General features: G+C 45.8%; 17 protein-coding genes. 11 read left to right on the top strand and 6 right to left on the bottom strand.

Annotated elements, in window-relative coordinates; genetic code table 11:
* Window positions 1–15: 15 nt before the first annotated feature.
* The 3 genes from QUA99_RS04820 to QUA99_RS04810 form a co-directional block, all read right to left on the bottom strand.
* Complete coding sequence (locus tag QUA99_RS04820) at window positions 16–1,428, bottom strand: ABC transporter ATP-binding protein (protein WP_333234979.1); 1,413 nt, start codon at window positions 1,426–1,428, stop codon at window positions 16–18.
* A gap of 183 nt (window positions 1,429–1,611) precedes the next feature.
* On the bottom strand, window positions 1,612–2,460 hold the full coding sequence (locus tag QUA99_RS04815; protein WP_445250981.1) for an ABC transporter permease: 849 nt from the start codon (window positions 2,458–2,460) through the stop codon (window positions 1,612–1,614).
* 147 nt (window positions 2,461–2,607) lie between these two features.
* Window positions 2,608–3,147: a hypothetical protein gene (locus QUA99_RS04810; protein WP_333234981.1), complete on the bottom strand. Its 540-nt coding sequence runs from the start codon at window positions 3,145–3,147 to the stop codon at window positions 2,608–2,610.
* 71 nt (window positions 3,148–3,218) lie between these two features.
* Between QUA99_RS04810 and ruvB the strand changes: the two genes are divergently transcribed.
* The 11 genes from ruvB to QUA99_RS04755 all read left to right on the top strand — a co-directional run bounded on the left by ruvB (window position 3,219) and on the right by QUA99_RS04755 (window position 17,765).
* The gene (ruvB, locus tag QUA99_RS04805; protein ID WP_333234982.1) at window positions 3,219–4,316 is read left to right on the top strand and encodes a Holliday junction branch migration DNA helicase RuvB; all 1,098 of its coding nucleotides are present in this window, start codon (window positions 3,219–3,221) and stop codon (window positions 4,314–4,316) included.
* A 3-nt stretch (window positions 4,317–4,319) separates the two neighbouring features.
* Window positions 4,320–4,889 (top strand): Uma2 family endonuclease, encoded by a 570-nt coding sequence (locus QUA99_RS04800; RefSeq protein WP_333234983.1) that lies wholly within the window; start codon window positions 4,320–4,322, stop codon window positions 4,887–4,889.
* A gap of 134 nt (window positions 4,890–5,023) precedes the next feature.
* Complete coding sequence (gene recN, locus QUA99_RS04795; protein ID WP_333234984.1) at window positions 5,024–6,778, top strand: DNA repair protein RecN; 1,755 nt, start codon at window positions 5,024–5,026, stop codon at window positions 6,776–6,778.
* Window positions 6,779–7,379: 601 nt separating this feature from the next.
* Window positions 7,380–10,556 (top strand): GAF domain-containing protein, encoded by a 3,177-nt coding sequence (locus QUA99_RS04790; protein WP_333234985.1) that lies wholly within the window; start codon window positions 7,380–7,382, stop codon window positions 10,554–10,556.
* Between the two features lie 428 nt (window positions 10,557–10,984).
* Entirely contained in the window at window positions 10,985–11,533 is a 549-nt protein-coding gene (locus QUA99_RS04785; protein WP_333234986.1) for an inorganic pyrophosphatase, read from the top strand.
* A 228-nt stretch (window positions 11,534–11,761) separates the two neighbouring features.
* The gene (locus QUA99_RS04780) at window positions 11,762–13,111 is read left to right on the top strand and encodes a serine/threonine-protein kinase (protein WP_333234987.1); all 1,350 of its coding nucleotides are present in this window, start codon (window positions 11,762–11,764) and stop codon (window positions 13,109–13,111) included.
* A gap of 159 nt (window positions 13,112–13,270) precedes the next feature.
* Window positions 13,271–14,827 (top strand): serine/threonine-protein kinase, encoded by a 1,557-nt coding sequence (locus QUA99_RS04775; protein WP_333234988.1) that lies wholly within the window; start codon window positions 13,271–13,273, stop codon window positions 14,825–14,827.
* On the top strand, window positions 14,818–15,009 hold the full coding sequence (locus tag QUA99_RS04770; protein ID WP_333234989.1) for a hypothetical protein: 192 nt from the start codon (window positions 14,818–14,820) through the stop codon (window positions 15,007–15,009). Before QUA99_RS04775 ends, QUA99_RS04770 begins: the two co-directional genes overlap by 10 nt.
* A 66-nt stretch (window positions 15,010–15,075) precedes the next feature.
* Window positions 15,076–15,588, top strand: coding sequence for an inorganic diphosphatase (locus QUA99_RS04765; protein WP_333234990.1), 513 nt, complete (start codon window positions 15,076–15,078; stop codon window positions 15,586–15,588).
* A 681-nt stretch (window positions 15,589–16,269) separates the two neighbouring features.
* A complete protein-coding gene (locus QUA99_RS04760) occupies window positions 16,270–17,178 on the top strand; it encodes an MBL fold metallo-hydrolase (RefSeq protein ID WP_333234991.1) in 909 nt (302 codons plus the stop codon).
* Window positions 17,179–17,198: 20 nt separating this feature from the next.
* On the top strand, window positions 17,199–17,765 hold the full coding sequence (locus QUA99_RS04755; protein WP_333234992.1) for a diheme cytochrome C: 567 nt from the start codon (window positions 17,199–17,201) through the stop codon (window positions 17,763–17,765).
* A gap of 112 nt (window positions 17,766–17,877) precedes the next feature.
* Here the strand turns inward: QUA99_RS04755 and QUA99_RS04750 are convergent, their stop codons facing one another.
* From QUA99_RS04750 to QUA99_RS04740, 3 genes are all read right to left on the bottom strand, one after another.
* Complete coding sequence (locus QUA99_RS04750) at window positions 17,878–19,191, bottom strand: hypothetical protein (RefSeq protein WP_333234993.1); 1,314 nt, start codon at window positions 19,189–19,191, stop codon at window positions 17,878–17,880.
* Between the two features lie 61 nt (window positions 19,192–19,252).
* Entirely contained in the window at window positions 19,253–19,399 is a 147-nt protein-coding gene (locus QUA99_RS04745; RefSeq protein WP_333234994.1) for a hypothetical protein, read from the bottom strand.
* Window positions 19,400–19,599: 200 nt separating this feature from the next.
* Window positions 19,600–20,163 (bottom strand): Uma2 family endonuclease, encoded by a 564-nt coding sequence (locus tag QUA99_RS04740; RefSeq protein WP_333234995.1) that lies wholly within the window; start codon window positions 20,161–20,163, stop codon window positions 19,600–19,602.
* Window positions 20,164–20,379: the final 216 nt, after the last annotated feature.

Raw genomic sequence — 20,379 nt, 5'->3', positions numbered from 1 at the left:
TGTTTTTACAGAATTTTAGATAACCTCTGTTGACTGCTCTTTCACTAGAGAATCAGCATTAACAACAGTTAAACACGGTTCGATCAGCAAGTCAACGATGCCGTTACCGCATGACTCAGTACAAGACTGAACTCTAAACATCGCCACATCAACACAGCGATCCAGATAAGTTAAATCTCCATCTACCGTTCCCACAACGCCAGCATTCAAGAAATAAACCCCGGGATTGAGCAAACATTTAAAATTAAACTTCACTACAATTGTCGTTCCTGCTTCCACATACCTAACTGACTGAGTAGAAGCCTTCAAAGAAGCACCCGCCAACTCAAAACCGCTAATTGTTTTAATCAACATTCCAAACCTCACTTTGGAAGTTGACCGGGAGAAAGTGACAGAGTAAGTATAAATATAATCTTGACGGCCGATCAAGTGATTTACCAAATTCCCCTTCAGTGTCTCGATGCGGGGGTTGATAATTTCCGCTCCGCGAGACGGATACCTTACCGTATTCGACGGTATCATCCCCGGATCGTAAAATTCATCGTAATATTCCTTGGGTTTGGAAAGATGTTGTTCTGGTTTCACTTCCTTCTTTGTGCTTTCTAAATTAGCATCCTGAAGGTTGTCTTGACTTTCCTGTTTTGTCAGTTGGTTCAGAGTGCGAATATCTGACTTCAACCCCTGAACCTGATCCGGATCGGCGTAAATCAGCTTTTGATACTTAGAAATTACCACCTTCGGGGTGTGAGCGAGCAGCAATTCACCGCTATCCATTAAAATCGCCGACGTACAAAGTTGTACCACAGAAGTAGCAGCGTGAGAAACAAATAAAATCGTTCCGCCACCTTCCTGAATGCTTTGCAAGCGGGCAAAACACTTGCGTTGAAAAGCTTCGTCGCCCACCGAAAGCGCCTCGTCAACCACCAAAATATCTGGCTCGACGCTAGTCGCGACGGCAAAAGCTAGCCTGACAAACATACCGCTAGAATAAGTTTTGACTGGCTGTTCGATGAAATCGCCAATATCAGCAAAAGCAGCGATATCGTCAAACTTTTCTTCAGTTTGTTTTTGATTGAATCCCAGCAACTGAGCGTTAAAAAACACATTTTGCCGCCCGGTAAATTCCGGGTTGAACCCGCTTCCGAGTTCCAACAAAGCGGAGACTCGCCCTTTAACATCGACGCTTCCTGCGGTAGGCGTCAGCGTCCCGACAATTATTTGCAGGAGAGTGCTTTTTCCCGAACCGTTGCGGCCGACGATTCCCAGGGTTTGTCCTTGAGGAATTTCTAAATTGATATCGTGCAGGGCCCAAAATTCGTCAGCGAGTTTTTTGCTGGGGTAAATAATTTCCTTTAAGCGGTCTCCTGGACGATCGTACCGCTTAAAGCATTTGGAAACATTTTTTAATGAAATTACATTTTCTGTCATCCGATTTTAGATTTTAGATTTTAGATTTTAGATTTTAGATTGATATTATGCCCGCTCGAAGGAAAAATAGGTTTGTAGTGAGTACGACCGTCCTCTGATTTTTATGAGGACTTGCATTCCGATGCTGCAAACACCTTGATTGGGATTTTAGATTGAAGAATTGACTTTGGATCTCAAACAAATTTACAGCACGTCAGCAAAAGCGGGACGCAAACGTCGGTAAATCCCAAAACCTCCACAAAATATAGCAGCAGAAATTAGCGTGGCGACACCCCATTCGCCCCAATGCTTAACTTCTCCAAGCAGTATGAGGTCTCGATAAACCTCCGAGATGGCGGCCATTGGATTCAGCCAAAATATCCACACTCGCCACTCTTGGGGGATGATTGATGCCGGGTAGACGATCGGCGTCAAATAAAACCAAAAATTTAGAATAACACCTAATGTCTGAGGAATGTCTCGCAAAAACACCGTCAAGCCCGCTGTCAAATATCCCAAACCCGCTGTCAGCAGCAACTGAGGAACCCAAACCAGCGGCAGCAAGCATAAAGTAGCGTTGAGCTTTTGCGACGACACTGCTACTATGACAATCAAAGCTGCTAAACCCAGAGAACTTTCAAGAAAAGCTGTAAAAATCGGCACTAGGGGCAGCAAACCGAGAGGAAATACCACTTTTTTCACTAAATTCGGCTGTCCCACCACCGATACTCCCGACTTGATCAAACCGCTGGTGAAGGCAGTCCAAGGCAGCAAACCTGCAAACAGCCAGACTCCAAATGTAATGTCGCTGTTTTCCGGGAAGCCTGCAAGGCTGAGCTTTACCTTGAGGACGATCGAAAATACGTATGTGTAAATCACTAATTGCGATAGCTGATTCAGCAGCGGCCACAAATTGCCCAGAATCGAGCCTTTGTATTGAGATTCCAAGTCCCGGCGCACCAATGTTGCCAGCAGATTCAGCTTCGCCCAGCGCTGGCTACTTGCGGGCAGCCTGCAGCTCACCCTTCGGGCTTTTTGGGCAACTCCTTTCACCGTTCTCAGCAATTTTTTCGCCCTCGTTCACTACCTTCACACCTAAATCAACTCAAGCTACAATTGTGCAGCTTTTACTAAACCGCAATTATTCCACAGCCCCGTCGCTTTGATCAAGCACCTGTCACTCTGGCGAAGGATGTTATTTTAGCCGATCGCCGATCGCACTGCCGAACCGATCGCTAGTTTTTGCTCGTCGTCGTAGCCCCACCGCCGGAACAATTCTTCGTACTCGCCGTTGCCATTCTGCAAACTTTCTAGCATTTGCGACGCTATAGTTTGACAGGCCGGCATTTGCAGGATTTGAATTAAATTGCGCGATCGCTCCTGCACTCTAGCAGAATCGGCCGCCATTTCCTCCTTTTGCTGGCGCGAATGATGCACGACCATTGCCGCCGACATCGCCAAATTTTTCACCAGCAGTTCTGCTACGATCTCAGGAGCCGATCGCAGCGCCTCAACTACTCCGGGTGACGGGCGATCTGCCTCCTGTCGGTCGTCCGTTAGATAGGTGACAAAAAACCCCCTAGCACCGTTCTGTGTTTTCACCAGAGAAGCCACAGATTGCTCGATGTCGGCCTGTAAAAGTCGATCGGCCTCCATGAACGACAGTAAAGATTGAGTCAGCTCGATCGCCCCCTCAAAAGTTATGCTTTCCGATGCTAGTAAAGAAGATGGAATACTCATAACGAACTCAATAATTTTAAAGATTCTGCTCACAATTGTAAACACTTCCCGCTGCCAGATCGCAGATAAATATGGCTATTATCTCCTCCAAACAACAGCCCCCCGACCCAAATCTACCTGAAGACATAGCCCCAGCCCGCCGCAAAAAAGCCGCCAAACCCCAGGCGGAATCTTTGCTAGAATCGCAAGAACTACCCGACGAAATCAACAGCAAACAAGACGACAAAATCCGACCCCAACGGTTAGCTGAATACATCGGGCAAAAAGACTTGAGAGAAGTTTTGGCGATCGCAATTGCAGCAGCCAAATCTCGCGGCGAACCTATGGATCACCTGTTACTCTACGGGCCTCCCGGGTTGGGAAAAACCACAATGTCGCTAATTTTAGCAGCAGAAATGGAAGTTGAATGCAAAATCACCACCGCCCCAGCTTTAGAAAAACCGCGAGATATTGTGGGATTGCTGATCAACCTCAAAGCAGGGGACGTGCTGTTTATCGACGAAATTCACCGCTTATCTAAAGTTACAGAAGAAATTCTCTATCCGGCGATGGAAGACTGTCGGTTAGATATTACGATCGGTCAAGGAAAAACCGCAAAAATCCGCAGCATACCCCTGAAACCGTTTACTTTAGTAGGAGCAACTACAAAAGTTGGATCGCTGACATCTCCGCTGCGCGATCGCTTCGGCTTGATCCAAAGATTGCGCTACTACGAAATAGACGAACTCAGTCTAATTGTCCAAAGAAGCGCCCAAGTTCTAGACACTCAAATCACCCCAGAAGGAGCCGCAGAAATTGCCCGCCGCTCTCGCGGAACCCCCCGGATCGCTAACCGCTTGCTGCGGCGAGTTAGAGACTACAGCGAAGTCAAAAATTTAAAGCCAATTGATGCCGAAGTTGCCTCACTAGCCCTGGAATTATTCAACGTCGATCCGCTAGGTTTAGATTGGACCGATCGGCGGATTTTGACAGCAATGATTGAGAACTTTAACGGCGGTCCAGTGGGGTTAGAAACACTCGCAGCTTCTACAGGAGAAGATACTCAAACCATTGAGGATGTATACGAACCTTATTTAATGCAAATCGGATTGTTGCAGCGGACAAGTCGCGGAAGAATGGTAACGGTGGCTGCTAGAAAACACTTGGGTTTACTCGATGAAAAGGAGTAAAAAATGGTACAGATACAACAAACAAAAACACTAACTTTGTCAGAGTTTGTAAAACTGCCGGAAACAGAACCAGCTAGCGAATATATCAACGGTAAAATCATCCAAAAGCCTATAGCACAAGGAAAACATAGCCGAATTCAATCTGAATTAGTCCCAGCCATCAATGTCGGAGTTAAAATTCAGAAAATTGCCTTAGCTTTTCCTGAATTGCGGTGTACTTTTGTTGGCGGCAGATCGATCGTGCCAGATATCACAGTATTTACTTGGGAAAGAATACCAGTTGATGAAAATGGGGATGTTGCTAATCTATTTGAAACTTACCCAGATTGGACAATTGAAATTCTGTCTCCCAGCCAGAGTCTAACTAAAGTAACTGGGAATATTTTACACTGTTTGAAAAACGGCACTAAAATGGGTTTGCCGATCGATCCGATGGTAGGCTCGATATTAATTTGTCCACCGGGAAAGCAACCGGAAATTTTAGCAAAACCCGAAGGAGTGTTGCCAGTTCCAAATTGGGCCGGAGAATTGCGGCTGACGGTAGGAGATTTGTTTGGTTGGTTGAAACTATAGCAGAAGTCAGTTGACAGTTGACAGTTGTTATTGGATACCAATAATTTTCCAGGCTCTCGCTCTAATTAGCAATTACCAATTACTAATTACCAATTACTAATTACAAATTAACAATTCCCAATTCCCAATTCCTCATGTTGCTATACCTCAGAATAGAAAACTTTGCCTTAATTGACTGCCTGGATCTAGAATTTGGCCCGAGTTTGAACGTATTTACAGGGGAAACAGGCGCTGGTAAATCGATTATCCTAGATGCGATCGATGCAGTGTTGGGCGGGAAAGTCGATCGCCGATCGATTCGCACCGGAGCAGCGCGGGCAATATTGGAAGCTACCTTTGAATTGGACAAAGCCGCAGCTTTGTGGCTGGGCGAGCAAGAAATCGAACCCATAGACGGAAATTTAGCCGTTTGCAGCCGGGAAATTAACGCATCAAGCGGTACTCTGCGCACCAGATCCCGCTTGAACGGAATTCTGGTCAACCGCCAGTTAATGGACCAACTGCGCGATCGGCTGGTCGAAATTACCGCCCAAGGCCAAACCGTCCACCTCGGACAAGAAACCCTCCAGCGAGAATGGCTCGACCTCTACGGCGGCAAAAAGCTCGCTGAAGCGCGATCGATCGTCGCCACCGCGTGGATCTGTGCCAGCAATGCCAAAACAGCCCTCAAACGCAGGCGTCAGTCGGAACAGCAGCGGCTGCAAAGACTTGATTTGTTAGAATACCAAGTCCGAGAACTCGGCGAAGCCCACATCGAAGACGCCGGCGAACTCGAACAGCTAGAACAAGAATCAATCCGGCTGGGGCACGTCGTCGAATTGCAGCAGCAGAGTTACCAAGTCCACCAAGCCCTGTACCAAAACGAAGGCGACACCGCATCAGCCGCCGACTTGTTGAGCAAAGCCGAGGTAATTTTAAGCGACATGGCCGTTTACGACGTGCAGTTGCAACCAATCCTAGAAATGGTCAGCGATGCTTTAGCTCAAGCCACAGAAGCCAGCAGGCAAATTAGCAGCTACGGCGAACAATTAGAAGCAGATCCCGAAAGACTCGAAGAAGTAGAAGAGAGAATTCGCGAACTCAAACAAATTTGCCGCAAATACGGGCCGCTCAAAGAAGCGATCGCCTACTACCAAAGCATTCAAAACGAACTAAACGAACTTTTAGAAGGAGGCGAGTCAATGGAAGCCTTAGAACTCGCATATCAGACCGCTTTAGACCAATTAAAAGACGCTTGCAGCCACCTCACTACCCTGCGGCGCGAAGCAGCCCTCAAACTAGAAACGCACCTCGTAGGAGAACTTAAGCCATTAGCAATGGAAAAAGTGCAATTTCAAGTCGAGATCTCGCCTTGTACCCCAACCGCTACCGGTGCCGACCAAATCGCCTTTTGTTTCAGCCCCAATCCGGGCGAACCCCTGCAACCTCTGGGCGCGATCGCCTCCGGGGGAGAAATGAGCCGCTTTCTACTCGCCATCAAAGCCTGTTTTTCCCAAATAGAAAGCGCCGGTACGCTGATTTTTGACGAAATCGACGCCGGAGTCTCCGGGAGAGTCGCCGGCGCGATAGCCAAAAAACTCTACCAACTCTCCGACAAACACCAAGTTCTCTGCGTCACCCACCAGCCGCTGATCGCTGCGATGGCTGATTTTCATTTTCGCGTCAACAAACAGACGATCGAAGCAGAACCAAGTATCGACGAACCAGCAGCCAATTCCGAACCATTGGAACGCACGGTAGTCAGAGTTGCCGCCCTCAACAGCGAGCAGCGGCGCGAAGAACTCGCCCAACTCGCCAGCGGCCGCTCAGCAACAGAAGCCATCGCCTTCGCCGAATCCCTGCTCGTCGAAGCCGCCGGATTGCGCAAAACTCAGTCGGCTAAACCCTGACGATACCCTCAAGCCGATCGGGGGGCCAAAAAACGGAGTTTTTTCAGAGCCGGAGGTTACACTAAAAATATCAACCGCAAATTTTACAAAAAAAGCTGAAAGCCCGTAATTTTAGTCGCGGGCTGAAAGCTAAGAACAGAAAAATTGACAGAAATTCAAGTTAAAAAACACAATTGTGTACAGAAGGGCACACATCAGTAGCAACTGGTGGTGTCACAATTGCCCGTAGTCCCGCAAAGCCGTCCCTCTTTCAGCAGTCCTTCCTGCTGCACGCATTCGCATTCCTGCGGGCGATCGGATCGAAGACCAGCAGAACGTAGTTAAACCAGGCACGCACAATGTCAAAATCAGTTAATAAACTATTTAAACAGGATTCGCATTCTCTAAAAAGAGTGCAGCAATGCCACAGCAGCGTTACCGTCGCACCAGCAGTTCACCAGCAATCCCAACTGAATTGCCCTTGCCCTGTGGCCGGAGTTCTGTAAACTGGGAAATACTTTCACACATACTTGAGTTTTGTGCGACAGGTGACTCACCAATGAACTTGCCCGCTGTCCTAGCTTAGAGACTAACCCTTACACTTAAGCTTCTGTAAAGGTCTATGAAATCTGCATCTTCCAATCTGTCAGCTGTGGAAAACGTGATAGATGTCACTCCTGTAAGTGAAAATAATCAGGAACAGCATTCTCACTATTCCTCTAGCAGTAGTCAAATCGTCAAAACCCAAGGAAACTTCTCCAGTTTCCTCGCACCCTTAAACAAGGACAGTTTTACAGGAGTAGTTAAGGAAGTAGAAGACAAACTTAAGGTTGTCAATCAAACCCTGGGAATGCTGGACAATATTCTTGAGAGTGAGGGATTTGACTTTATTCTCAACGAGATGTTGGAGTCTATTACCCTCAAAACCGGGGAATTGCTGAATGCCGATCGCAGCACGATATTTTTATTAGATGACGAAAAAAATGAACTCTGGGCGATCGTCGCTAAAGACGAAAATGGCAAAAACCTAGAGCTCCGAGTTCCCGCCCATGTCGGCATTGCGGGAGAAGTAGCCACGTTCCAAAAAGTGGTTAACATTCCTTATGATTTTTATAACGACCCCCGCTCGACTAACGCCAAAAAAACTGACGAAAGAACAGGATATCGCACTTATACAATGCTGGCGATGCCCCTGATCAACGAAGAAACAGGAGAGTTAGTAGCAGTCGTTCAACTGATTAATAAACTCAGACCCAATCACGAAAAATACCCGACTTTAGACGAACAAATCGACAGACACGGATTTACTAAAGAAGACGAACAAGTTTTTAAAGAATTTGCTCCTTCGATTCGTCTAATTCTAGAATCGTCCAAATCTTTCTACGCAGCAACTCAGAGACAGCGAGCAGCCACGGCGCTGATCAATGCCATCACCGCTCTATCTCAGAGCAGTCTAGACTTAGAAGATACCCTAAAAAGAGTGATGGATCAGGCCAAAGAACTGATGCAAGCCGATCGCAGCACCCTGTGGCTGATCGATGAAGATAAAGACGAACTCTGGACGAAAATCCCGACGGCCGACAGCGTGAAAGAACTTCGCATACCCAGAACCGCCGGTTTTGCAGGCATCGTCGCCGAATCCGGGGAACCGCTGCTGATTCCCTTTGACGTATACGATGACCCCCGCGCCGAAATTTCCAAAAGAACCGACCCACAAACTGACTACCGCACTTGCAGTATGCTGTGTATGCCAGTGTTTAACTCTGACAAAAAATTGATTGGTGTCACCCAATTAGTTAATAAAAAACGGCAAGGAGAATACCCCCCCTACAACCCCGCAGATTGGCCGCACGCCCCCGATCAGTGGAAAGCGAGTTTTAACCGCAACGACCTGGAATTTATGAAGGCGTTTAACATCCAAGCAGGAGTCGCCCTGCAAAACGCCAAACTGTTTGCAGAAGTCAAACAGCAAGAACAAAGACAAAAAGATATGCTGCACGCCTTGACTAACGGCGTGATTTCTACCGATAAAAAAGGGAATATAGTAGCGACCAATCCCAGTGCCAAAAAATTACTGGGTGTCAGCGATGCCGAATTAGCCGAAGGTCAATCTGTGCGGGATTTGATTAAGTTAGAAAAAGGCGATTTTGCCAAATGGTTCGATGCGTCTTTGTCTCCCGAAGACGATAACGACCGCCAGCAGTATTACCCAGATCAAGTTTTGCTTTCCTTTGAAGGAAAAGCACAGAGTATCAATCTCTCGATTAATTCAATGACCGACGCTACTGACCCCAACAAGGTCAACGGCGCGTTAGTCGTCATGGAAGATATCAGCGACGCCAAGCAAATCAAAAACTTGATGTACCGTTACATGACCCCCGAAGTAGCCGAAGCGCTGTTAGCTTCAGGGGATCATGGATTGGGCGGCAAGCGCAAAAACGTTTCGGTGCTGTTCTCAGACATTCGCAGCTATACCACACTTACGGAAAAATTGCAAGCCGAAGAAGTGGTAGTGATGCTCAACAAATATTTTGAAGTGATGGTAGATGTCGTATTCGAGTACGGAGGGACTCTCGACAAATACATCGGCGACGCTTTGATGGCAGTTTTTGGCTCTCCAGCGCCCCTAGAGGATCATGCTTGGTGTGCAATGCAAACAGCAGTGAAAATGCGGGAAAAACTGGCCCAGTTTAATCGAGAGCGTATGTCACATGGGGAATTGCCGATCGGCATTGGCATGGGCATCCATTCCGACGAAGTTGTCAGCGGCAACATCGGATCGAGCAAACGCATGGAACTGACTTCTATAGGAGACGGTGTAAACCTCGCCTCTCGCTTAGAAGGCGCCAGCAAGCAGTACGGCACCGACTTGATCGTCAGCGACAACACGTACAGAGACTACAAAGATCGGCTGTACGTGCGAGAACTCGACTTTATTACTGTCAAAGGCAAAAGCGAACCCGTAATCGTTTACGAACTCGTCGGCATCCGCGAGGGATACTCGCCAGTGGGCAAGTCACTAACCGAAACACAGCAAGAAATTATAGAACATTACACGAAGGGGCGCGAACATTACAAAACTCCTGTCAGGCAAAGACTCTCAGAAAGTGAGGTAAAAAACATCTTAAAGGATGTCGCCGAAATGCCGGAGGCAGAGATTAAGAAACCACTGTTATACAGTGTCGAACAACAGTTGGAACACGAACTCAAGAACCTGTTGCATCAACTGAAAAAGCTGTCAGAGTACGACCCGAAAAACCTGTCGGAAGCAGACAAACTCATCGTGCTGTTGCAGCCTGAAATCCAACTGCTGAAATTGGAAGGCATCAAAAACCTCTCGGAAGACGAAGCCACAATGCTGCTGCAAGCAAAAATCAAGCAGCTATCAGCAGACGAGATTCAATACTTGCAAGAAGGCGAAGTCAAAAAACTGTTGGAAGCAGACATCTTAGAACCATCAAATCCCAAAATCAAGAGGCTGAAACCCGCAGATATCAGACAGCTATTGCAGGCGAAAATTAAAAGTCGGGCGGCGGAGACAGTTGCAGAAATGTTAGATGAGGAATTTGAAAACCTGGGACTCGATCGGGTCAAAAAACTGCTGAGCGAGTTTAAAAAAGCCTTAGAACCAAAAGCCAAGCAAGCTTTTAAAGACGCCGAAGGCGAATTTAACGCCGTTCTGAAAGTTGACCCGAAAAACAAGGCAGCTAAATTGCACGTCGATCGCTGTGGGTTATATAAGCTCAGCCCTCCCGACGTACTAAACTGGGACGGCGTGTGGAATCTCACAGAAAAATAGTAGCGCCGCCAACCGGGGAAGGGCGAGGATCTCGCAATCGCGAGATCCTCGCCCTTCCATCCGACCAATTAACCTTAATATCCTGTTGGGGCAATTTTAAATCAGCTCCAACAGGTATCATTGTTAGATAACCAGACTTGGACTAGCTTGCCTCGCCATCGCCAGATGCCCGCGTTTCGCGCTACCCGCGGTAACAAACAAAGCACTTCTACCATCAGAAGAGCTCAAACAATAGTTACGAGTTGCTCTCGCATTACCCAGTTTATGAAAAAAATCTTGGGGAAAGGCGACGAAACATCCGCTCAGAAACCGGGTTATTGACCCCGCCCGCGTAAGCTTTAATAGCGTTGGCGACTCCTAAAAGCAGCTTGCTTTCATCAGATAGTCAACGTTCTAGCCTTAGATATAGAAAACTACTAGCATCAGTTATGGATAATTGGAATTCGCAATCGGGAGATATTGAGTGGGTAGATCAGGTTTACCAACTATTGCTAGAGATTGCTCGCAGCTCGCTGTCAGATATCCCCAGAATCCCCGAAAACATCACTCATAAGTCTCTTCCCCTGATTCAGAAATTACAAACCATTCAGCAAAGACCACAGGGGCAAACGTTTAAATCCGATTCGTTTTCGGTAAACGATCTTGAATGGGTGGCTCAAGTCCGCCAACTGCTCGAAGAACTGACCCGTCAGTCTTTGTCGGAACGGCCAAAAATACCGGAAAACATGGCGGGCAGAGCTTTGACCCTGGCAGATAAGGCACAAAGCATCAAAGAAACCATAGAAGAGAATGCAGCCCACAACCCAACAGATGAAGATGAGAACTCCTTGCAGTCTCCAGATTCGCTGCTGAACCTTTTGCACCAAAGTTTAAAAACTCAGCGCGCAAAAAGCTACAAACCCGACGCTCCCGAATGGCAGCAAGTCTTGACCCTGCTAGATGTAGTGCAGTCAATTTACAAGCAAATCCAAAGTTAAATTCAAGCTTAAATTAGGGGGGTCTTCATTGTGCGCGATCGCGTTAAGTAGGTCAGTGCAAAAAAACAATCATCTCCGATCGGTAGGGGCGAGTTTTACCAACAATTTCCCCGTAAAACCAATCATCTCGTAAACCCGCGCCACTGAACGATAAATCGCTTTAACAAGTACAGACAATTGTATTTTTGTCAACTAAACTAGATTTAATCGCTTCTAGGGCAGGAGAACATGAGCGGACAAAACATCGGGGATTTGTCAGGAGAAATATTAGCCGATCGCTACAAGTGCGATCGGCGACTCGGCAAGCAAGCAGGACGGCAAACTTTACTCGCCCGCGACTTAAAAACCCAACAGCAAGTAGTAGTCAAACTCCTCTCATTCAGCAGCGACTTTAACTGGGAAGACTTAAAACTGTTCCAGCGAGAAGTCGAAACCTTAAAATCCCTATCCCATCCGGCAATTCCCCGATATCTCGACTCCTTTGAAATCGACACGCCCAAACGCAAAGGATTCGCCCTAGTTCAGACTTACATCGCAGCCAAATCCCTACAAGAATATCTCTCAGACGGCCGCACCTTCAGTGAAAGGGAAGTCAAACAATTAGCAACAGCATTATTAGACATCCTCGCCTACCTGCACCAGCGACAGCCCCCGGTGATTCACCGCGACATTAAACCCAGCAATATTTTACTCAAGAATCGATCGGGTAACAGCGTCGGCGAAGTCTACCTAGTCGATTTCGGTGCAGTTCAAACCCTAGCAACCCAACAGGGAAAAACAGTCACTGTTGTCGGCACGTATGGCTATATGCCGCCCGAACAATTTGGCGGGAGGGCGGTTCCCGCTTCCGACTTGTACAGTTTGGGAGCAACCTTAATCGCCTTAATTACCAAGCAGCATCCAGCCGATTTGCCGCAGCAAGATTTGCAGATTGAATTCGAGCAATTCACCAAATTAAGTCCCGCTTTTACCAATTGGCTGAAGTGGATGACGCATCCCAGTTTAGATCGCCGTCCCGCCTCAGTCCAGAGCGCAAAAGAAGCTCTAGAAAAACCGCCGCAAATCAATAAATCTTCCCTGCCATTGAGAAAGAAACAGCCCGTGTATCATCCCCTGGCCTTATTGCCTCGTGCGATCTGGTACAGTTTTGTTACCGGAGTTATAGCGGCAGGAGCTTGTGCACTTATTTACGGCTCCTTGTTTATGGGTTTGATGACGACGACGGGTTGGATCGGGATAACTTTAGGGGGGATAACGATGATAATTATGGCAGTCTTTGTGAGTCTTCATTTCGGCTTGCTGCTGGGCTTGGGAAATGGAATAATCATAACGATCGTGACCCTATTGTGGTTTCATCCCCTCACTAACCCCAAACTTTACCGACAGGTTTTAAGTTCAGTTAGTATGCTAATCTCCGCCTTGATAACTATCTATTTTTTTAAAAATATGAATTTTAAACCTGAAGGAGATTCCAATTATATTTTCTTTGCGATTGTACCCTCGCTAATTACAGCACTATCTCAGGGGGAAAGTAGCAAGTTTATTGCCCGGTCGTATCAAAAAGACAGCGGACTGTAAACTTTAAAATAAGAGCGTGTTTGGTTGATTAGTTATCATTTTTAGCGGTAGTGAATAATCACAAACTACCGACGACATACCTGATTTTAATGATAATTCAGGTATCTAATCTAATCAAAGCAAAGTGTTTAATTTAAAGTTAAAATAAAGGTCAAAAACATGACTTGCAAAGTATTAGCAGAACGCTACGAAGTACAGCGACAACTGGGAAAACAAACAGGTCGCCAAACGCTGCTGGCTCGTGATTTGCAAACTCAAAAATTAGTTGTCATCAAACAGCTATTTCTCGGCAGCGATTTTGAATGGCAAGACCTCAAGCTATTTGAACGAGAAGCGGAAACTTTAAAAGCACTTTCTCACCCGGCAATTCCCCGCTACCTCGACTATCTGGAAATTGACGAACCAGACAGTAAAGGATTTGCCTTGGTACAGACTTATGTAAAGGGAAAAACTTTGGAAGAGCATTTGCGCTCGGGGCGTACTTTTAGCGTAAATGAACTGAAAGAATTAGTAAAAAAGTTGTTGGAAATTTTGAATTATTTGCACAAGCAAAATCCGCATGTTATTCACCGCGATATTAAACCCAGCAATATTTTACTGCACAGCAGATCCGGTAACTCGATCGGAAAAATTTATTTAGTTGATTTCGGTTCGGTGCAGAACCAAGCTGCAAAATTTGGCGGTACAATTACAGTAGTAGGAACTTATGGATATATGGCACCGGAACAATTTGGCGGGCGCTCAGTTCCGGCTTCCGATCTCTACAGTTTAGGTGCAACTTTAATTTATTTGGTAACGGGTTTGCATCCCGCGGAAATGTCGCAGCAGGATTTGAAAATTAAATTTGCCGATCGAGCCACGCACCTCAATCCTAGTTTAATTGATTGGCTGGAGTGGATGACAGAACCGAGTTTGTCAAAACGGTTATCTTCGGCTGAGGAAGCATGGCGAGCGCTCAAAAATCCCCGCTCGATCGAGAAAATTCACAAAGATTATATAACATTGCAGCCACCTGGTAGCGAGATTAAACTCACAAAAACTTCGGAGTTTGTAGAAATTGTAATTCCGTCGCAGGAAGTGAGTTTGGGTTTAAGTGCCCTGCTTGTGACTGCGGTAGCTGCGAATATTGTCCCCTTCGGCTGTCTTTTAGTTTATATTTTATATGCAATCAACGACGGCAGTAAAATTACTAATTTACCGATAGATAGTCAAGTTATTATTCTGATAGCCTGCGGTTACTTAGCTCTGGTTGGAGTAATGTTAGCTAGGGTAGGAGTAATGTTTCTGCTGGCACTGTTTCGCCGAGAACTTCGCCTCAGAATCGATCGCCAGCAAATCTCCTGTAGCAGCCATCTACTGGGGTTGAGATGGAATCATGCCAAGCCATCTCCCAGGAACGAGATTTGCCAGTTGAAAATTCAACAACGTGAATATAGAAACAGCGGTATTGGTGCAAAAGTTATGATTTTTGCTTTGTCAATCGCTACAGGGTTATATAAAACGGCATCATTACTTATGCAGAAGAGCTACTCGGAAGTGACATTAGGGAAAGTCTATCAGATGATAGTTCAAGCAGGCAACCACAAATATCAGTTAGGAGAGAAGGAGGGACTAAGTGAATCAGAAATCAAGTGGTTAGCAACAGAACTGAGCCAGTGGTTGGGTTTGAAAATTAAAATAATTTTGACAGACGGTAAACAGAATAAATGGTTCTGAAAATATCTCCGATCGCCAAAACAAAGGATTACCCTTTCAATCTGTGGGATGGGCGTCCCGCCCGTCCCCTCTCTCTTGTGTGGGATGGGCGTCTCGCCCGAAAGCGTGTATTCTCCCAGCCGCCGACACACTCCCCCGCTTTCTGTCAATCTCATGCAGCCGTCGGCCCCGATCGCCCGTAAAATGCTATCAAAGGGATTTGGCAAGTAGCACTCATCCCAATCATCTGTTAACTTGGAGATATTGTTGTGGACTTATCGCTAATTCCGGCACAGCCGAAACCAGGACTGCTCAACGTCCTCATCGAAATTACCGCCGGTAGCAAAAACAAGTACGAATTTGATAAAGACTTGCAAGCCTTTGCTCTCGATCGGGTGCTTTCTTCCTCAGTCCAATATCCGTGCGACTACGGCTTCATACCCAATACCTTAGCCGATGACGGCGACCCCCTCGACGGCATGGTAATGATGGATGAGCCCACCTTTCCAGGGTGCATAATCGCAGCCCGTCCGATCGGAATGCTGGAAATGATCGACGGAGGCGACAGGGACGAAAAACTGCTTTGCGTTCCCGACAAAGACCCCCGCTACGCTCAGTATAAGTCCCTCAAAGACGTAGCCCCCCACCGCTTGGACGAAATAGCCGAATTTTTTAGAACCTACAAAAATTTGGAGAAAAAAGTGACAGAAATTCTGGGGTGGCAAGATGTCGATCGAGTAATGCCCTTAGTGGAAAAGTGCATCGCAGCCGATCGCAAATAAGCCCCCAGGGCGTGTTTTATTTCCCCGGAGATCCCCCCTAGCCCCCCTTAATCAGGCGGAGGACAAGAGCATTCTTGCATCCCCGGAGGGGAATGCCAGGGGCATCTGAATCTCATTTTAAAAGCAAAAAAACACGTCCTAGCCAGCACTTCTCGACTGCAACCAGACAAAAAAATCAGCAGGCCCAACTTAACGCGACCGCTGCACGTCTGGGAATCCAGTCGAGGAGTCGATCGCCCGCGAGCGTTAAATCACTCCTGAATGCTCAGTCACAGGCAGATAGAGCTTAGAAGCCACTCCGGCGTAATGTTGAAAAAAATATTATTTGAGCGAGTAGAGACTAAATTCTGTCTTCTGAGGACTGGCTTCTACCTTTAAAGAAATTTAACTGGAAAATTTACTGCGATCGCCTCAAATCAACGCTATCTTAATCTAAATGGGTTGCTCGGAACGCAGAAAATCTTCAACCGCAAACAGCGTGGAGAGAATGCTCTCTCAAGTCTAAAACAGCTCGCGATCGCACTCGAAAAAAAACCCGGTTTCTCGTTGTCGCGATCGAGCGTATACGACCAAATTACGTGCAGAAACCGGGTTTTTGCGTCCTGGACTGTAAAATCAAAAAACTAAAAACTAAAAACTAAAATCTCAACCCCAAAATTCCTGCGCATAAACCTAAAAAAAATGCCTAATTCCGAACACTCGCCCGCAAATCCACAGCCTTCTGATGGCAAAGCAACTATGGAAAATAGTCCTTTGACCGAGTTTGTCGTTCAGTTTTGGGGCGTGCGGGGCAGCATCGCCACGCCCGGCACCAAAACAATTCGCTACGGAGGCAACACCTCTTGCGTAGAAATGCGCTTGGGCAAAAAACGCCTAATTTTTGACGGTGGTACGGGCCTGCGAGTTCTGGGCCTCAATCTGCTGCGGCAAATGCCGGTGGAAGCCCATATGTTTTTTAGTCATACTCACTGGGATCACATTCAAGGGTTTCCGTTCTTTACTCCCGCCTTTATCCCGGGGAACTGCTTTCACATTTACGGTGCGATCGCCCCCAACGGCACTACAATCAAACAGCGTCTTGCCGACCAAATGCTGCACCCCAATTTTCCCGTCCCCATTCAGGTGATGCAGTCAGACCTCAAATTCAACGATTTGACGCCTGGGGATATTCTCGAACTCGACGATGTGAAAATAGAAACGGCACTGCTAAACCATCCTAATACGGCGATCGGATACCGAGTCACCTGGGAGGGACACACAGCCGTCTACTGCACCGATACAGAACATTTTCCCGATCGCCTGGACGACAACGTGTTACACCTAGCTCGCAACGCCGACGTGCTGATTTACGACGCCAACTACACCAACGAAGAGTATTACGACTTCAAAACGCCAAAAGTCGGCTGGGGACACTCGACTTGGCAAGCAGGAGTAGAAATAGCGAAAGCTGCTGGAGTCAAAAAAATCGTGATGTTTCACCACGATCCAGGCCACGACGACAATTTTCTCGATCGAGTCGAAGCAGAGGTGCAGGCAGCGTTCGCCAATAGCTGCTTAGCCCGCGAAGGCATGAGTATACCAGTGATTTAACCAAAAATAAATTCAGAATTATGAAACAGGAAAAACCCCGCAAACGTCGCAGAGTAGGCTTGCGGGGGCTTTACTCAACGTTGCTAGTGTTGATAATTGTCTGCTGCACCTGCGGCGGATGGGTTGCAGCTCAGACTGCCTACTCTGGCACTCCTGCCCGACTTGCTCAGGTGTCTCCGATCGAGGATACTGGTACGGTCGATCGCATTCCCGAACGCTACCAACTCGGAAAGCAACTGTACCTAGAAAACTGCGCCACCTGTCACATCGGTTTACCGCCACAAGTATTACCTACAGAAACTTGGCGCAGATTGCTGCAAGATTCCCAACACTACGGACAAACCATCAAACTGCTAGTAGACCCGCCCCGCCTGCTAGTCTGGAACTACCTGCAAACTTTTTCCCGTCCCCAAGCAAAAGACGAAGAACTCGCCTACCGAGTCGCCAGTTCTCGCTATTTCAAAGCTCTGCACCCCAAAGTCAAACTGCCACAACCCGCAAATATCAGCAGTTGCGTTACTTGTCACCCCGGTGTATCTCAATACAATTTCCGCAAGCTTACCGCCGAGTGGGAAAACTCTCCGTAGGGAACACAGAACTTACCCACAAACTATTGACGAGGGGGGTTATGCGGGCTGATTGAGTCGTGGGTTTATCCGTCGAAGGCGGATGAGGAGATTTTTTGATTAGTTAGCTGACTTAGCATTCATCTTCCATCACATTTTTCTGGAAATTTGGGTAAGGGTTCAAGTCGAATTCCTGTCCGTGTAATTGAAAAAGCTTTTTCTTGATTTCTTTGTGTTCTTCTCTTGCTTTTCGGCGCCCATATACCTGAACATTTTTTTCAATTCGCTCAATCAAAAACTCTATTGTCTCTTTATCAAAGACTTCAAGGTAAGGAGATATGGCTTGCTGAAATCGAGAGTCTGCTTCATCATAACTTCTGCTAGCACAGTAATAACTAGATAGTATGCGACAAAATAAATTTTGCCACTCTTTTGTATCAGCTATCTCAAGCAAAAGTTTTAATTCGACCATCGTAAAATAGAAGTTAATATCATTTTCTATCAAATATAAGATGTCTTCATAGTGTACCTGTAAATTCTCCTTTACAAACCATCCAAAGATTTTGCTTGTGTTACTAGTTTTAACTTTATGCTGTATTTTAAGTTTCGCATCTTCATTAAGAAGATCGTAAATTTTAGGATTTTTTGACAAATAAGATACTAAATAATCCAAAGTGAGCGGAATCGATGAAACATTACTATAATAGTCTTTCTCTCCTTTTATTTGGTTGAGAATACTTTCGGGATTCCGATTTCCGATTACCTCAAGTGTTTGCAAATTGATATCTCTGTTTTTTGTGCAATTTTCGTCTTCCTTCTTAAATACAAACTTCCACAAAGTTTTATAAATAGAAAGCTCAACTTCTAGTTTAAATTTACTTAAATATCGACTTTCTAGATATTTTTTTACTTTTTGTCTATTATCAAGTGCTGGCGCTGCTTCCGCAATATTCTCTAAAAGTTCGTTAATTATTTTTTTCGTGTAGAAAGGTGGCTTTATAAGCAAATCCTCCAGAGTATTTCTAATCAGCGCCCTCACCGTTTCTTTGTTAGGTGTATGTAATTGTGTATCTGAGTCTAATATAGGGTGAGCGGATAGATGGCGTTGCTTTTGAAGATATCGCAGATTTTCAGATTCTGAGTTATCCAACAGATTTGTCTTTTTATGGGTCTCCTCAATCAGTTTAACTTCCCAATAGGATGATTTGGAATCATTGTTTTGTAATGTTGTAAGCTCATCAAGAATTGATTTTGCAACTGGGTCTTGATATAAATCAACAAGATATTCAAGTTTATACACTAAGTCACAAACAGCGACAGACCAAAGCATTACCACTGCGGAACGATAGTTGCCATTGTGGTACGAAGATAGAACTTCTTGAAAATAATCTTTTGTCTTGCCGTAATGTATTTTTTCGGAAAGATTTTCTAAAGAGAATTCTGACATTACAAATAATTTCCTCAATTATAGCTTTCTGGTGAAACAGCTAATAGCATTTCACCTTTTATTATTTCGCTTCTTCTTGTTCTAATAAGCTCATTAATTCCCGAGCAGCATCACCATAATTATAAGGCGATCGAACACGATAATCTGGCCCATTATCCAATGGTTTTAACATTTCTTCTTTCGCAAACTCAGCCATTAATAACTGCATTATTTGAAACTTCTCAGCAGGGGATAACTGCCGAAGTTTGTCTAATAATTCAAGATTTGAAATAAAAGACCATTGAATTCATTTCTCCATTTTACCACGACCTTGAGATTTAAACCACTCCCAAACATCTTGGTTTTAACTCTTGATCTGCGTCCATCTGCGTTTATCGGCTCCATCTGCGATTAAAGCTCAAACACAAACTAAACAGGCAAAAACAGTTCTGAAAAACTAATTTCAATTTCAGGAAAAGCTAGCATTCTAATCACAGCATCATCTGGAACAACTATCTCAGATTGATAGCCTCCCGGTGCGGGATTCCGGTAAATATATGCCTCGCGAGCGGCTACATATAATATCCAATATTCAGCAATATTTGCTTTCGCGTAAATCGGGGCTTTTTCCCTGCGGTCAATTTGTAATGTTGAGTAGGAAACTTCAATTAACAGCAAGATTTCGCTAGGATTTGGGTGATGGTCGCGATAATCTCCCGGATCGATACGAACAACTGCTATATCGGGTTCCGGTTCTGAAGTCGCTAAAGTAATTGGCAACTGCACCCGAATTGCTGCTAAATCTCTTAGCAAATGTTGTAGATATCGATCGCTGCGTTGAGTTGTAGCAGCATGGATTGGTGTTTGAGGACTCATTTCAACAATTCTCCCATCTAGGAGTTCAATGTTATCATCCTCATTGAGAATACCAGCTTCAATCATGCGGTGATATTCTTCGACTGTCCAGGTTCTTTCTTTTGTTGCTGTCATCATCTTTGCCTGCAAAAGCTTACTTCATATTATAGTAATTGCCGATTCAATCAAAAAACACTGATTTGTCCGGTGTTGGTCGAGAACCCTTTTGAAAGCGTTCCCAAGACTGTTTTAATTGAGCAGGATCTGGATATTCGCGATCGTAAACCACCAGGACATTCGTCAAATTCCGTCCCGGCGGCAATAAAATCTGCCCTTGATGAGCCAAACCCACGG

Origin of the sequence: Microcoleus sp. F10-B2 (assembly GCF_036704965.1) — a bacterium.
Lineage (GTDB): Bacteria > Cyanobacteriota > Cyanobacteriia > Cyanobacteriales > Microcoleaceae > Microcoleus.
Note: the sequence above shows the minus strand (reverse complement) of the source record. Positions and strands in the feature narration are given on the sequence as shown.